The 12,738-nt window shown below is 64.9% G+C and carries 14 protein-coding genes; 9 read left to right on the top strand and 5 right to left on the bottom strand.

Going from position 1 to position 12,738, the window contains the following annotated elements:
* Positions 1-128 precede the first annotated feature (128 nt).
* Positions 129-1,115 carry a helix-turn-helix domain-containing protein gene (locus BcanWU425_RS21955; RefSeq protein ID WP_204511114.1) on the top strand — a complete coding sequence of 329 codons (987 nt, stop codon included), beginning with the start codon at positions 129-131 and terminating at the stop codon, positions 1,113-1,115.
* Between the two features lie 159 nt (positions 1,116-1,274).
* Here BcanWU425_RS21955 and BcanWU425_RS21950 read toward each other — a convergent pair whose 3' ends face one another.
* Positions 1,275-2,351 carry a methyl-accepting chemotaxis protein gene (locus BcanWU425_RS21950; protein ID WP_204511116.1) on the bottom strand — a complete coding sequence of 359 codons (1,077 nt, stop codon included), beginning with the start codon at positions 2,349-2,351 and terminating at the stop codon, positions 1,275-1,277.
* A gap of 277 nt (positions 2,352-2,628) precedes the next feature.
* Between BcanWU425_RS21950 and recJ the strand changes: the two genes are divergently transcribed.
* The 3 genes from recJ to BcanWU425_RS21935 all read left to right on the top strand — a co-directional run bounded on the left by recJ (position 2,629) and on the right by BcanWU425_RS21935 (position 6,232).
* Positions 2,629-4,470 carry a single-stranded-DNA-specific exonuclease RecJ gene (gene recJ, locus BcanWU425_RS21945; RefSeq protein WP_204511118.1) on the top strand — a complete coding sequence of 614 codons (1,842 nt, stop codon included), beginning with the start codon at positions 2,629-2,631 and terminating at the stop codon, positions 4,468-4,470.
* A 45-nt stretch (positions 4,471-4,515) separates the two neighbouring features.
* Positions 4,516-5,325 carry an SDR family NAD(P)-dependent oxidoreductase gene (locus tag BcanWU425_RS21940; protein ID WP_026232728.1) on the top strand — a complete coding sequence of 270 codons (810 nt, stop codon included), beginning with the start codon at positions 4,516-4,518 and terminating at the stop codon, positions 5,323-5,325.
* Positions 5,326-5,434: 109 nt separating this feature from the next.
* Positions 5,435-6,232, top strand: a complete 798-nt coding sequence (locus BcanWU425_RS21935) for an aldolase (protein ID WP_085385270.1) — start codon at positions 5,435-5,437, stop codon at positions 6,230-6,232.
* 6 nt (positions 6,233-6,238) lie between these two features.
* Here the strand turns inward: BcanWU425_RS21935 and BcanWU425_RS21930 are convergent, their stop codons facing one another.
* Positions 6,239-7,459 carry a lytic murein transglycosylase gene (locus BcanWU425_RS21930; protein WP_018454406.1) on the bottom strand — a complete coding sequence of 407 codons (1,221 nt, stop codon included), beginning with the start codon at positions 7,457-7,459 and terminating at the stop codon, positions 6,239-6,241.
* A gap of 135 nt (positions 7,460-7,594) precedes the next feature.
* On the opposite strand from BcanWU425_RS21930, the gene BcanWU425_RS21925 reads away from it, so the two are divergent.
* The 3 genes from BcanWU425_RS21925 to BcanWU425_RS21915 all read left to right on the top strand — a co-directional run bounded on the left by BcanWU425_RS21925 (position 7,595) and on the right by BcanWU425_RS21915 (position 8,421).
* On the top strand, positions 7,595-7,855 hold the full coding sequence (locus tag BcanWU425_RS21925) for a hypothetical protein (RefSeq protein WP_007591459.1): 261 nt from the start codon (positions 7,595-7,597) through the stop codon (positions 7,853-7,855).
* Positions 7,856-7,913: 58 nt separating this feature from the next.
* The gene (locus tag BcanWU425_RS21920; RefSeq protein ID WP_018454404.1) at positions 7,914-8,165 is read left to right on the top strand and encodes a hypothetical protein; all 252 of its coding nucleotides are present in this window, start codon (positions 7,914-7,916) and stop codon (positions 8,163-8,165) included.
* A gap of 85 nt (positions 8,166-8,250) precedes the next feature.
* On the top strand, positions 8,251-8,421 hold the full coding sequence (locus BcanWU425_RS21915) for a hypothetical protein (RefSeq protein ID WP_018454403.1): 171 nt from the start codon (positions 8,251-8,253) through the stop codon (positions 8,419-8,421).
* Between the two features lie 27 nt (positions 8,422-8,448).
* On the opposite strand, the gene BcanWU425_RS21910 is transcribed toward BcanWU425_RS21915, so the two are convergent.
* Positions 8,449-8,970: a MarR family winged helix-turn-helix transcriptional regulator gene (locus BcanWU425_RS21910; protein ID WP_018454402.1), complete on the bottom strand. Its 522-nt coding sequence runs from the start codon at positions 8,968-8,970 to the stop codon at positions 8,449-8,451.
* Positions 8,971-9,024: 54 nt separating this feature from the next.
* Between BcanWU425_RS21910 and BcanWU425_RS21905 the strand changes: the two genes are divergently transcribed.
* Both BcanWU425_RS21905 and BcanWU425_RS21900 read left to right on the top strand, forming a co-directional pair.
* Positions 9,025-9,504 (top strand): carboxymuconolactone decarboxylase family protein, encoded by a 480-nt coding sequence (locus BcanWU425_RS21905; RefSeq protein ID WP_018454401.1) that lies wholly within the window; start codon positions 9,025-9,027, stop codon positions 9,502-9,504.
* A 21-nt stretch (positions 9,505-9,525) separates the two neighbouring features.
* Positions 9,526-10,023 (top strand): cupin domain-containing protein, encoded by a 498-nt coding sequence (locus tag BcanWU425_RS21900; protein WP_204511119.1) that lies wholly within the window; start codon positions 9,526-9,528, stop codon positions 10,021-10,023.
* Positions 10,024-10,053: 30 nt separating this feature from the next.
* On the opposite strand, the gene BcanWU425_RS21895 is transcribed toward BcanWU425_RS21900, so the two are convergent.
* Complete coding sequence (locus tag BcanWU425_RS21895; RefSeq protein WP_018454399.1) at positions 10,054-11,040, bottom strand: DUF808 domain-containing protein; 987 nt, start codon at positions 11,038-11,040, stop codon at positions 10,054-10,056.
* An 83-nt stretch (positions 11,041-11,123) separates the two neighbouring features.
* Complete coding sequence (locus BcanWU425_RS21890; protein ID WP_018454398.1) at positions 11,124-12,725, bottom strand: peptidoglycan DD-metalloendopeptidase family protein; 1,602 nt, start codon at positions 12,723-12,725, stop codon at positions 11,124-11,126.
* Positions 12,726-12,738: the final 13 nt, after the last annotated feature.

Raw genomic sequence — 12,738 nt, 5'->3', positions numbered from 1 at the left:
ATCGCTAAGGTTGCGAACGGTACCCGAAGACTGGACGGCTGGGATGTGCAGTTTGTGCCAGTCTGCGGGGGAGTTGGTGAGGCCTCGCCTGCCGCAGAATTGTCGCGCTTCAGTAACAGGGTACAGCCATGGGGCAAGTCCTCCTGGTTGATTCGCGCAAGCTGGACGGTTTCGAAGGACTTCAGCAGGCCGTCCATGGCTCGCATGTCGATGTGATGCAACTCGGCCGCGGTCGGTTGCGCGGAACGTTGTCCCATGTCGGCATCGGCGACTTCTCGCTCAGCATCGGTGCATTCAACGTCGGCATGCGCACGCAGCGGGTTTCCAGCGACGACAGACTGATCATCGGCATGCTGCTCGCAGCTGAAGAGCGCGTCGCCCACTGGTCGTTCGACATGCAGCTCAACGATGTGCTCGTCATTCCGCCGCTGCTCGAACATGACGGGGTTTTTCACGGCGGCTCCGCTTACGCCGCCATGCGGTTCGACCTCAACGAGGTCGCGACGCTGTTCGCCGGAAAAGCACGGCTGAGTGATCCTGACACCTGGCGCAGCCGCGGTCATTTCCGCGCGGACATCGAGAGCGGCGCAATCGCCTCGCGCCGCCTGGTCCGGATCATGTCGCACCTGCGCGACAACAAATACGGACTGACGCCATCAACAGCCGATTTCTGGAAACGATCGATCGCCGAATGCATGGCTACCAACGTCGCGTCGTCGCTGCCACCCGACGGCAATGGCTGGCTCCCTTCCGCGCGACGGCTGATCCGCAAGGTCGAGGAGTTTCTCGACGACGCCGGCACCCGTCCGGTGCACGTGTCGGAAATCTGCGCGGCGCTCGGCGTATCGCGGCGCACCCTCCACCGCGCGTTTCAGGAGGTATTCGGTCTCGGCCCGGTCAGCTTCCTCAGGCACAAGCGTCTTTGCGCTGTTCATTCGATCCTGCACCAGAGCGCACCCGGCTCGACCACCGTGACAGCGGTCGCCATGCAGCAGGGCTTTTACGAACTCGGCCGGTTCTCGCAATACTACCTGGCAATGTTCGGAGAGCGTCCGTCGCAAACGCTCGGAATTACGTCGCTGCGGGCCGTCGAAGACGATATCACCAGAGCCTAGCGCTCTGAGGCTGGACCGCGAACGACGCCATGATCGCATGCATGCCAGTGTTTTGCCCGCGTCAAACGGCGAAAAAACCGTCATCAAAACAACGAGATGGCTACTGTGCATGGGGTTGTTTTCACGGTTTTGAGTTGGATAGGCGAGCCGCCTGCAGCTTCAGGCCCCGCAGACGATCACGCCGTACCAGCCCAGGCCGCGATAGGTCTCGTAGCCGGGCGTCGCATGGAACGCGACCAGCGTGCCCGAGCCGTCCTGGTAGAAGCCGGAACGCTGGCCGTTGAGCGACAGCGAGATGCGTTCGCTGAGAATGCCTTGTCCGTCGGAAGCGGCGATCACGCGAAGATTGGAGTCGACCAGCAGCACGCGCGCCTTGTCGCTGTCGCCAACGCGCACGCCTTGCACGATGGCGCGGGCCTGCGCCTCCCAGTCGAAATGGATGGCGAGCACCCCGATCGGCGCGCCGTTGGCCTGGCCGCCGGCGCGGACGCTGGCGCAATAGGTCGCGACCTGGGCATTGCCGAGCAGCGGCTGGTTCTCGACGTCGCCGGCGACATAGTCGTCGCCGGAGCGCAGGGTCTTGGCCTCGCGAAACCATTTGGTGTGGGCGACGTTCTGGCCGACAGCGCGAAAGCGGTCGGCGCGGCCGTTGGCGATGACGTTGCCGTCGAGATCGCAGAGCCAGAGGTCGAGATAGACGGTGTAGGCTCCTAGGATCACACCGAGACGCTGCGAGGCATGGGACACGGCCGCGGCGTCGGGCGAGGCCGCGCAACCGACCAGCGCGGAATCGGTCGCCCACCAGCGCACGTCGCAGGTCCGTTCATAGAGGTTGCGGTCGATCAGCTCGATGGCGTTGAGCGAGAGGTCGACCATGCGCTCGCCGCGCGAGCGCTGGCTCATGCGGTCGATCGAGGCGACGAGGTCGCCGGTGCGCTTGGTCAGCTGGCTTTCGAGTTCGCGGGCGATAGTCTCGACCTGCTGGCCGACGCCGCGGACCTCCTGCGCCACCACGGCGAAGCCCGCGCCCTGCGCGCCGGCGCGCGAGCTTTCGATCAACGCGTTCAGCGCCAGCATCTTCATCTGGTTGGTGATCTGCTGGATCGCCTTGGTCTTGTCGACCGCGATCTGGTTGACCTCCGCCGTGAGGCGGTTGATCAGCGCGGAGATATCGGAATCATCATGAGCGGGTTCATTTGCGATCGGCTTGGCTTTGAGACCCAGCGCAGCAGACATCGGGGGCTTCCCTTGGCAATGAGGTCTGATCTGCAACGAACCCGGAACAATCACTGACAGATCGAATACGATTCTTTTTCGAAGATTCCGCCTAACGCCTGCTTAATTTGCTGTTTTGCGGAATGCTCAAATGATAGTCAGTCCGGGTAGCAAAGCGGCAATCCACCGCTTTGTGCCGCGCAGACGTTGCAAATCCCGAGGGATTGCGGGCCAATCGTCCGTCGGCCGGACGATGCAATCCCTCCGGCTCCCAGGTTCCTCAAACCGACAGCTGTTCATGACGCCGCCCGCTACCGCCTTGCCCGTCGAAGCGCCCCAGGCGTTCCTGGGAGTGGCGCGCTCGCTCACCGACAAGCTTTGGCGCGACCGGCTGGATGCCCGCGGGGCGGCGAAAGCGCTTGCCATCGTGCAGCGCCACCAACTGCCCGAGCTCCTGGCGCGGGTGCTGGCAGGCCGCGGCGTCGACAGCGACGCCGTCGCAGATTTCCTCGATCCCACCATCCGCAAGCTTCTGCCGGACCCGTTCACGGTGACGGAGATGGAGGCCGCCGCGAAGCGGATCGCGGATGCCGCAGCGAACGGCGAGAAGGTCGCGATCTTCGGCGACTACGATGTCGACGGCGCGACCTCGGCGGCGCTGCTGACCTGGCATCTGCGGCATTGCGGGCTCGATCCGCTGATCCACATTCCCGACCGCATCTTCGAGGGCTACGGGCCCAACACGGAAGCCGTGCGCGCGCTGGCCGAAAAGGGCGCCACGCTGCTCGTCACCGTCGATTGCGGCACCACCAGCATCGAGCCGCTCGCCGAAGCAAAACGTATCGGCATGTCCGTCGTCGTGATCGACCATCATCAGGCCGGCACGGAGCTGCCGGAGGTCGACGCGCTGGTCAATCCGAACCGGCTCGACGATCTCTCCGGCCTCGGCCATCTCGCCGCCGTCGGCCTCGTGCTGGTGACGCTGGTCGCGGTCAATCGTGAATTACGCCAGCGCGGCTTCTGGAATGCGGAGATGCCCGAGCCGGATCTGCTCGGCATGCTGCATCACGTCGCGCTCGGCACGGTTGCTGATGTCGCGCCGCTGATCGGTCTCAACCGCGCGTTCGTCGCCAAGGGCCTGATCGCGATGCGGCGGCGCGACCATGTCGGCCACACAGCGCTGATGGACGTGGCGCGGCTCAACGGCCCGCCGGAGGCCTGGCATCTCGGCTTCATGCTGGGGCCGCGCATCAATGCCGGCGGTCGCATCGGCCGCGCCGATCTCGGCGTGCGCCTGCTTTTGGAGGGTGACAGCGTCGAGGCCGCGCGGATCGCCGCCGAACTCGACCGCCTCAACAGCGAGCGCCGGGTCATCGAGCAGGCGGCCGAAGCGCAGGCCGAAGCCGAGGCGCTCGCCTCGATCGGGCTCGAGGACAAGATCGGCGTGATCGTCACGGCCTCCGAAGGCTGGCATCCCGGCGTGGTCGGTCTCGTTGCGTCCCGGTTGAAGGAGAAGTTCTCGCGGCCCGCCTTTGCGATCGCGCTGGAGCCCGGCGGCATCGGCACCGGCTCCGGCCGTTCGATTGCCGGCGTCGATATCGGCAAGGCCGTGCGGCAGGCGGTCGCCGATGGCATTCTGCTGAAGGGGGGCGGCCACGCGATGGCTGCGGGGGTCACGCTACGGAAGGAAAAACTCGCCGAGTTTCGCGCCTACCTCGAGAATGCGTTGGGGCGCGACGTTGCCAAGGCGCGCCACGTCAACGAGCTCTACATCGACGGCGCGGTCTCCGCGCGCGCGGTGACGACCGAGCTTGCAGCGACGCTCAACCGCGCGGGTCCCTTCGGCAGCGGCAATCCGGAAGCCGTGTTGGCGCTGCCGGCGCACCAGCTCGTCTATGCCGACGAGGTGGGACAGGCACATTTGAGGCTACGCTTCAAGTCGGGCGACGGCGCCATCGTCAACGGCATCGCGTTCCGTTCGATCGGACAGAAGCTCGGCAACGCGCTCGTCGCCAATCGCGGCCAGCAATTGCATGTCGCGGGATCATTGTCGGTCGATCGCTATCAGGGCGCCGAGCGTGTGCAATTCCGCGTCATCGACGTCGCGCTACCCGATCAGGGACCATCCATGATTAGATAGGCCCGGCAAACAACAAAAAAGCTAACAGCAAAACTGGGAGTGAACATGGCAGGGCAGGTTGAGGGTAAAGTGGCGCTGGTGACGGGCGGCGCCTCCGGCATCGGCGAAGCCGTCGTCGAGCTATTCGCGCGCGAGGGCGCCACCGTCATTGCCACCGACATCGACGAGCTGCGCGGCCCCGAGCTCGCCAATCGCATCACCAAGGCCGACGGCAAGGCGATTTTCCTGGAGCAGGACGTCACCAGTGAAGAGCGCTGGATCGAGATCACAGCCGAGATCGCGAAGCGCTTTGGCCGGCTTGATATTCTCGTCTCCAACGCCGGCATCGGCATCGCCGTGCCCTCGATCGTCGACATGACGCTTAGCGACTGGCGCAAGCAGAACGCGATCAACCTCGACGGCGTCTTCCTCTCGGTCAAGCATTGCCTGCCCTTGATGCGCAAGACCGGCGGCGGCTCGATCGTCATGATGTCCTCGCTCGCGGGCCTGCGCGGCGCGCCTGGGCTGTCGGCCTATTCGGCGACCAAGGGCGGCGTGCGGCTGTTCGCGAAGTCGATCGCGATGGAGTGCGCGGCCGCCGGCGACGGCATCCGCGTCAACTCCGTCCATCCCGGCATCATCGACACCCCGATCTGGGGCAAGATCCCGACCGGCGCGACCGGCAACCAGGGCAATGCACCGATCGATCCCGAGGAGCGTGCGCGCCTCGTCACGCCGCTCGGCCGCGCCGGCCATGCTTCTGAGATTGCCTCCGGCGTGCTGTATCTGGCCTCCGATGCCTCGTGCTACGTCACCGGCAGCGAGCTCGTCATCGACGGCGGCATGAATGCCGGCGGCGTGCCGCGGCGGCAATAGGCCGTCGCGCGGGCTGCGAAGGGCAGGGTGGCGCCCGCGGGGGCTGACGCGCAGGCGTCGGACCTGTACAACGCGGGCGTCTTCCGAACGACAGAGGTGTCCTTCCGCCATGGCGCACAGCCTTCACTCTTCGTCCTCCACGCCAGCAACGTTCCGCTCGAACCGTCCGGACCTCGTCACCGACGCGATCCGCAGCGCGCGCGAGGATCTTGCCGCCTGCTTTCGGATGGCTGCGCGCAACGGCTTTGAGGAGGGCATCTGCAACCACTTCTCGGCCGTGGTGCCGGGCCATGACGATCTCTTCCTGGTCAACCCTTACGGCTACGCCTTCCGCGAGCTGACCGCGTCAAAGCTGCTGATCTGCGATTTCCACGGCAGCGTGCTCGACGGCGAGGGCGTACCCGAGGCGACCGCGTTCTACATCCATGCCGAGATGCACAAGCGCCTGCCGCGCGCCAAGGTCGCCTTCCACACCCACATGCCCTACGCCACGGCGCTGTCGATGACCGAAGGCGATCCGCTGATCTGGGCCGGCCAGACCGCGCTGAAGTTCTATGGTCGCACGGCCGTGGACCGCGACTACAATGGCCTTGCGCTCGACAACCGCGAAGGTGCGCGCATCGCATCCGCCGTTGGGGATGCCGATATCATCTTCATGAAGCATCACGGCGTGATGGTGCTGGCACCGACCATCGCGGAGGCCTGGGACGATCTCTACTATCTCGAACGCGCCGCCGAGGTGCAGGTGCTGGCGATGTCGACCGGGCGACAGGTGCTGCCGGTCGATCCCGCGATTGCAGCCGAGACCTACAGGCAGATGCGCGAGGGCGATTCCGAATCTGCACGGCTGCATCTTGCGGCGATCCGGCGGCAGCTCGATGCGGAGGAGCCGCAATACCGGCATTGAGCCGGCCTAAGACCCCTGGCGTAGCTTCGCCAGCACCTTCAGCCCGCCATAGCCGTCCGCAGGCACGATACCGGCCCTCTGCTGAAAATCCTTGATTGCCTTCATCGTGTCGTTGCCGACGCGGCCGTCGGTGCCGCCGGTGTCGAAGCCCGCCTTGGTCAGGCGCGTCTGCATCTCCTGCACCTCGGCGAGTGTCAGCGCGCGCTCGGAGCCGGGGAACGGCTGGATGAAAGGCGGGGCGCCGAGGCAGCGGTCGCCGAGATGGCAGATCGCCAGGGCATAGTTCATCGAGGGATTGTAGCTCTTCACCGCGTTGAAATTCGGTCCCAGCAGAAACGTCGGCCCGCCCGCAACCGGCGTCCACATCTGCGCGGATGCGGAGGCTTGCGGAAACGGCTGGCCGTCGGCGCGGGTGACGCCGGCCGCCTGCCAAGCCGCATAGGTCCGGCTGCCGCTCATCTCACCGGGCGTGCGCACCTCGTAGCCCCAATGCTCGCCGCGGTGCCACTTGCCGCGATTGACGAGATATTTTGCCGTCGAGCCCAGCGCGTCGTCGGGCTTGCCGAACGGCGACACCTTGCCGTCGCCATCATAGTCGATGCCGACATTGAGCCAGACTTCCGGCATCCATTGCGAATGCCCCATCGCGCCGGCCCAGGATCCCTGCATCTGCTCCGGCGTGCTCCAGCCCTTGTCGACGATGCGTAGCGCGTTGATCAGCTCGGTTTCCCAATAGGCCTTGCGTCGCGGTTCGTTCCAGGCGAGGGCGGCGAGCGAGGGAAACACCGGCGTCATGTGGTTCTGCTGCACCAGCGGATCGCCATAGGCGGACTCGACGCCCCACAGCGCCAGCAGCGTGCCGCGCTCGACGCCGAAATCGCGCTCGATGCGCGCGAGCAGCGCCTCGTTGTTCTTCAGCGCGATCTTGCCGTTGATGATGCGCCAGTCGGAGACGCGACGGTTGATGTATTGCCAGACCTGCTCATGAAATTCGGGCTGGTTCCGCATCTGCTTGAACACGCTCATGTCGGGCTCGACCCGCGCCATCGCACGCTGCCATGTCGCAGCCGAGATGCCCTTGGCCATGGCACGAGCGCGAAAACCCTCACGCCATTCGTCGAAGCCTGGAGGTGCGGCGAAGACATGCGTCGGGAAAGCGAGCAGGGTGGCGGCGCCGATCGTGAAGGCGCGGCGGGTATGATGGATCGAGGAATCAGCGTGTTTCATCGACTTATTGTAGCGGGAAATGCGGCTCCTGTGAGTCGGTTCCTGGAGGGTCGGGAACGGGACGTCCGTCCTGTTCCTTCCGGAACAAATTGTCGCACTCACGCATTCCCTCCGCATGCAATCGAGGAGGACGAGATGAGGAAATATCTGTTTGCGGCCGCCATGGTCACCGCTATCGCAGCCCCCGCATTCGCCGACGAAGTCGGTGTTCATGTTGGTCCGGTCGGCGCCGGCGTGACCGTCGGACAGTCCCCGGAATATCGAGAGCGTGACCGCGATCGTGATCGCACCACCGTGATCAAGGAGCGCGAGCCTGCCGACCGCACCACCGTCATCAAGAAGGAAGATGAATTCGGTAACCGCGAAAAGACCGTGATTCATCACGACAACGACTAACGGAGCGGGGCCCCGGCCGATGGTCGGGGCCCGCCTTCCGTCGAGAATTCGGGGTCGAATGAAGATACGCGCGCATGCAGAGAGCCACGTCGTCGAGCTCGACGACGGATCACAATGGCAGATTTTCCCTGGCGATCTCGCCACCACACTGAGCTGGAAGCCCGAAACCGATCTGCACCTGGAGCGAAGCGGCGAGCGGGTGAGTTCGCATGAGCTGGTGAACGACGCCGATCAAAGCCGCGTGCGGGTGATCGCAGCGGGCGAGACCTGGCCCGATGGCGAGGTTAAGAAAGTGTTGAAGGGCGGGTAGGGCGCGCCTGCAACGGGTCGGATATCCCCAATTTTGAGCCTGTCACTTTACGGTCGATTCGCTTCCGTCTGCGCACAATGCGTGAATGCAGGAGCTGTTCGACATCATCCGCGCCAATCCCTGGCCGTTCGGCGCCGGGTTGTTCGTCGTCGTCCTGATGATCCTCGCGGAGAACTTTGGGCGCGGTATTCAAGGCCACGGCGCCGTCAGTGACTTCCCGGATTCGGACGGTGGCGACGGCGGAGGCGGCGACTAGGTCCCGCCAGCGGCAAGCGCGCTTCGCCTAGTCCTCCTGCAAATCGGCCGCGATGCCTGCGAGCCAGCGGCGAATGCTTGCCTCGGCCTTGACATCGAGCCCGGCGGCCAGCCGCTTCTCCAACGCAATCACCCTTTCCCGGCACGCTTTCAAAAGCGCCGTGCCGCGCGGCGTCAGCGTCCATTGCTGGATGCGGCCGTGGACGGGATGCGGCGTCATCACAATCGCGCCGTCACGCTCGAGATTGCGGATGATGACGCCGACGGTCTGGGGCGTCAGAAAGGTGAGGCGGGCAACGTCGGCGCCCGAGAGGCCCGGATAGGCGTTGAGCATGGTCAGCACCGCGAATTGCGGTGAGGTGACACCGAGATCGGCGAGCGACCGCTCCATCGTCAGACGGACTGCGGCGTGGGCCTGGCGCAAGAGATAGCCGAGATAGCCTTGCTCGCCGCGCTTGCCTTCCCCTGGGGCTGGCACGCGCACGGCGTCAGGCTTGGCAGTCTTGCGCCGGGATTTCGATCTCGTGATACTGGGCGACTTGCGCAACATGTAAGTGCTCTTATAAGATGTAAGCGGTCTTACAATACCACGAGGTGAACGGCAATGTCACACGCCCGCAGCGAATACGAGGATTTCAAGAAGATCGCGCCGGATGCGTATGAGCTGGTGCTGGCGCTCGGCCAGGTGGCGGCCAAGGCCGGTCTCGACAAGCAGCTTCTCGAACTGGTCAAGCTCCGGGCATCGCAGATCAACGGCTGCGCCTTCTGCGTGCAGCATCACATCCTGCTTTCGGAGCGGATCGGCGTGCCCGTCGACAAGCTCAATTTGGTCGTGGTCTGGCGCGAGGCGCCGATCTTTTCCGCGCGCGAACGTGCCGCGCTGGCCTGGACCGAGGCGCTGACCTGCCTGCCCGACGGAGTCGGCGAGGGCGTGTATGCCGAGGCGAGCCGTGAATTCTCCGAGACCGAACTGACGTACCTGACCTCTGCGGTTGCCTCGATCAACGTCTGGAATCGTTTCGGTGCGGCGTTTCGCTGGACACCGGCGAAGCGACCGGTCGCAGCGAATGCGGCGGCATCCTGATTGCAACGAAGGGAGATCGTGATGACGGTAGTAAGTTTGCCCACCACATTGGCGCCATCGCGTTCGATGGCGATCGCCGTCGTCGGCGGGCTTGCGTGCGCGCTTGCGATCGGCAAGGCGTTGCCGGTGACGATGGACACCATTTCCGGCGCACTCGCGCCGCTCTGCGCCACCGCCGCCGAAAGCTCGCCGCTGGACAAGGTCGAGCCGATCGACTCCTACGCGCTGCCGAACGTGCCGGGCAAGCGCGTCACCATCGTGCGCGTGTTCTACGGCCCTGGCGGGTTCTCGCGGCCGCATCGTCACGCAGGATCCGTCACCGCCTACATAACCAAGGGCAAGATCCGCTCCCAGCTCGGCGGCGGCCCGGTCGAGACGTTCGGCGTCGGCCAGTCCTTCTTCGAGCCGCCCGGCTCGACGCATCTGGTCTCGGCCAATGCCAGCACCACGGAGCCGGCGGAATTGATTGCCGTGTTCGTGGCGGACGAGGGCGCGCAACTCACGACGTTGCTGGAGTAGCCGGCACCCGCAATCTGCAGCCGCTTTTGTTCAGGTCGGCTGCGATCGCTTCAGACGTTTCCATAGCGGTGAAAGACCGTATGTGACGGCCGGTATCGCAACTGCGCCGACAAGGAGCCCAATAACGCCTGAAATGGCTGCCTCGACCGCCCATCCGACGGTGCCGGCAATGGAGGGAAGGCGGTGCGCGGCAGCCTCGGTCGCGGCATGAACCGTATGGCCGACTACCGGTGGGCCGTATTGTTCGATGCCGTGCAGGATGATGCCGCCACCGACCCAGATCATCGCGGCGGTGCCGATGGTGCTCAGCACCGCCAGGAAGACAGGCATGCCGCGGACCAGCGCACGTCCAAGCAATCGGATTGCGCCGCCAACAAGCGAGGCGCCGTCATACCGCGCAAGGGCCAGGCCGACATCGTCCGCCTTCACGATCAAGGCGACCACGCCGTAGACTCCAACAGTGATGAAAATGGCGACGAGTGCGAGCACGAGCGCCTGGGTCCAGATGCTGCCCGCCGGGACGGCCGCCAGCGTGATCGCCATGATCTCCGCCGACAGGATGAAATCCGTTTTGATGGCGCTTGCGACTTTCTTGTCCTCGACCGACCGCGCGTTCAATGCAATTGGCTGGGGCTGGGCTTCGTGGTGGCGCGCATCATGCGGCATCGCGGCTTCGAGCACCTTCTCGGTGCCCTCATAGCACAGAAAGGCGCCGCCCAGCATGAGCAGCGGCGTGACCGCGGCGGGAAGGAAATAACCAAGCAACAGGGCAATGGGCAGCAGGATCAGCAATTTATTGCGCAGCGACCCAACCGCAATCTTGCCTACGATCGGCAGTTCGCGTTTCGAGGCAAAGCCGATCACGTAGTTCGGCGTGACGGCTGCGTCATCGATGACCACGCCAGCCGCCTTTGCTCCCGCCTTGGCCGTTTGGCCCGCGACATCGTCGAGCGAGGCTGCCGCCACCTTTGCGATCGCTGCGATATCGTCGAGAAGACCAATCAGTCCGACACTCATCAACCCAGTTCCTTCGGCCTTCCATCGGGCGGTGTGTGCGACAACACGCTTTTGCACTGCCTGGCAATGGAAGGAGCAAGCCGTTAGTTCTCGTCGCCGCCCGATCCCTCGCGCAGGTCCGGCTTGAGCACGTCCTCCGGCAGCGCATGCGCCACAGGCTGTGGCGTGCCGGCGATCTCCGGGCCGACCTCGCGGCCGCGGGCGTGGATCAGGCGCTCATAGGCGGAGACCAGCGTGACGTAAGGACTGACCCAGATCCAGCCGTCGCGGGTGAACACTTGCACGTCGAAATGCAGGTGCATCGAGGTGCCGGCGGGATGGTCGAGATAGTTCGAGACCACGCCGATCTTCTCGCCCTCCGATACGATGCGGCCATTGAGCAGGCCATCGGCGTTCAGCGCCTGCGGGTTCATATGCATGTAGCGGAAGCGAATGTGCTCGCTCCGGCTGTTGATTTGCAGCGTCACAGCCTGGTCCTTGGAAGCGCGTATAACCCTCGCATCCCGCACGGCGACGACGGCGCGCTGCTTGGGATCACAGGCTTGGCGGCCTTCACCAGGCGGTGGGCACTCGGCCGCGCGGATGTCCTCGCCCTGATGGCCATAGCCGCCGCCGCATTGCCAGACCTCGAAACTCCGGGATTCGCAGAAATTGTCGCGCCAGGGATAGGCGGTCGTGCTCTCGATCTTGTCGCGCTTGGCATAGGATTGCGAGTGCACGAACGCGGGCGCCTTCTCGAGAGGAAACCGGATCTGTGCGTAGGCCATCACGTCGGGATGGCCGCCCTGCTTGCGATAGCCGGTGTTCGGGATGATGTCGCCGCTCGGCCTGTAGGTGAAGTCCGGGGAGCGTACCGTGGGACGATCGAGAATGTTGGAAGCGATGTCCGTGAGCGGCCGCATGCGCTGGCCGCCCGCCACGCGCAGCGCCTTCAGGAAGCGCTCGGCGATCGGATAGGCCTCCTTGCAGGCAAGCCGCCGCGGCTTGGCAACGCTGTCGAGGCATTGGATCGACACCACATAGGCGACGCCGAAACGGGTGAAAGCGTAGCGCATATAGCCTTCCCGGATGAACTTGCGCAGGTCCGGGTAGAGCGCCGCGAGCGGTTTGACCGGCTCGCCCTTGCCGCCCGAGGGATCGGCAATGTCATAGACCAGCGCCGAGCCCGTGATCTGCACCTCGACCGGCCTTGCGAAGACCCGGCTCGGCATGCCGTCTCCGGTACCAGGCTCGAACGAAAAGGTCGCGCTGTAGCCGGCGGGACCTGCATCGAACAGGTCGACGGAATTGAAGTCAGCCTGGTAGCGCGACAGCGCGACGGTCGCCGGCGCGCCATTGCGCCGAGCTTCGAGATACGCGGCAGCGTCGAACGGCAGCAGCACGGGCACGGAGCTGCGGGCGATGCCGGTGAAGAATTGCGAGGAGATCGCGTTGAGCTGCACCAGCGCCGGCATCGCGCGCGGATCGTAGCGCGGCACCGAACGACGGGGTGCGAAGATGAAGTCTTCCGCGGCCCGGGGATGGACGTTGATTTCGGTGCGGAGCTGGTCGAGCGCCGCGCGCCAATCGACGCGCAGCGCCGTGAGTGAGGGGCTGCGGAACTCATCCGCAGCAAGTGGAGAGGCAATGAGGAGCGAAAGCGACGCCAGAAGTTGCGAGACGAAGCGGAAACTTTTCCCAACCACTGTCTCGCCCCCG

Source organism: Bradyrhizobium sp. WU425, assembly GCF_021052305.1.
GTDB lineage: Bacteria > Pseudomonadota > Alphaproteobacteria > Rhizobiales > Xanthobacteraceae > Bradyrhizobium > Bradyrhizobium canariense_D.
Note: the sequence above shows the minus strand (reverse complement) of the source record. Positions and strands in the feature narration are given on the sequence as shown.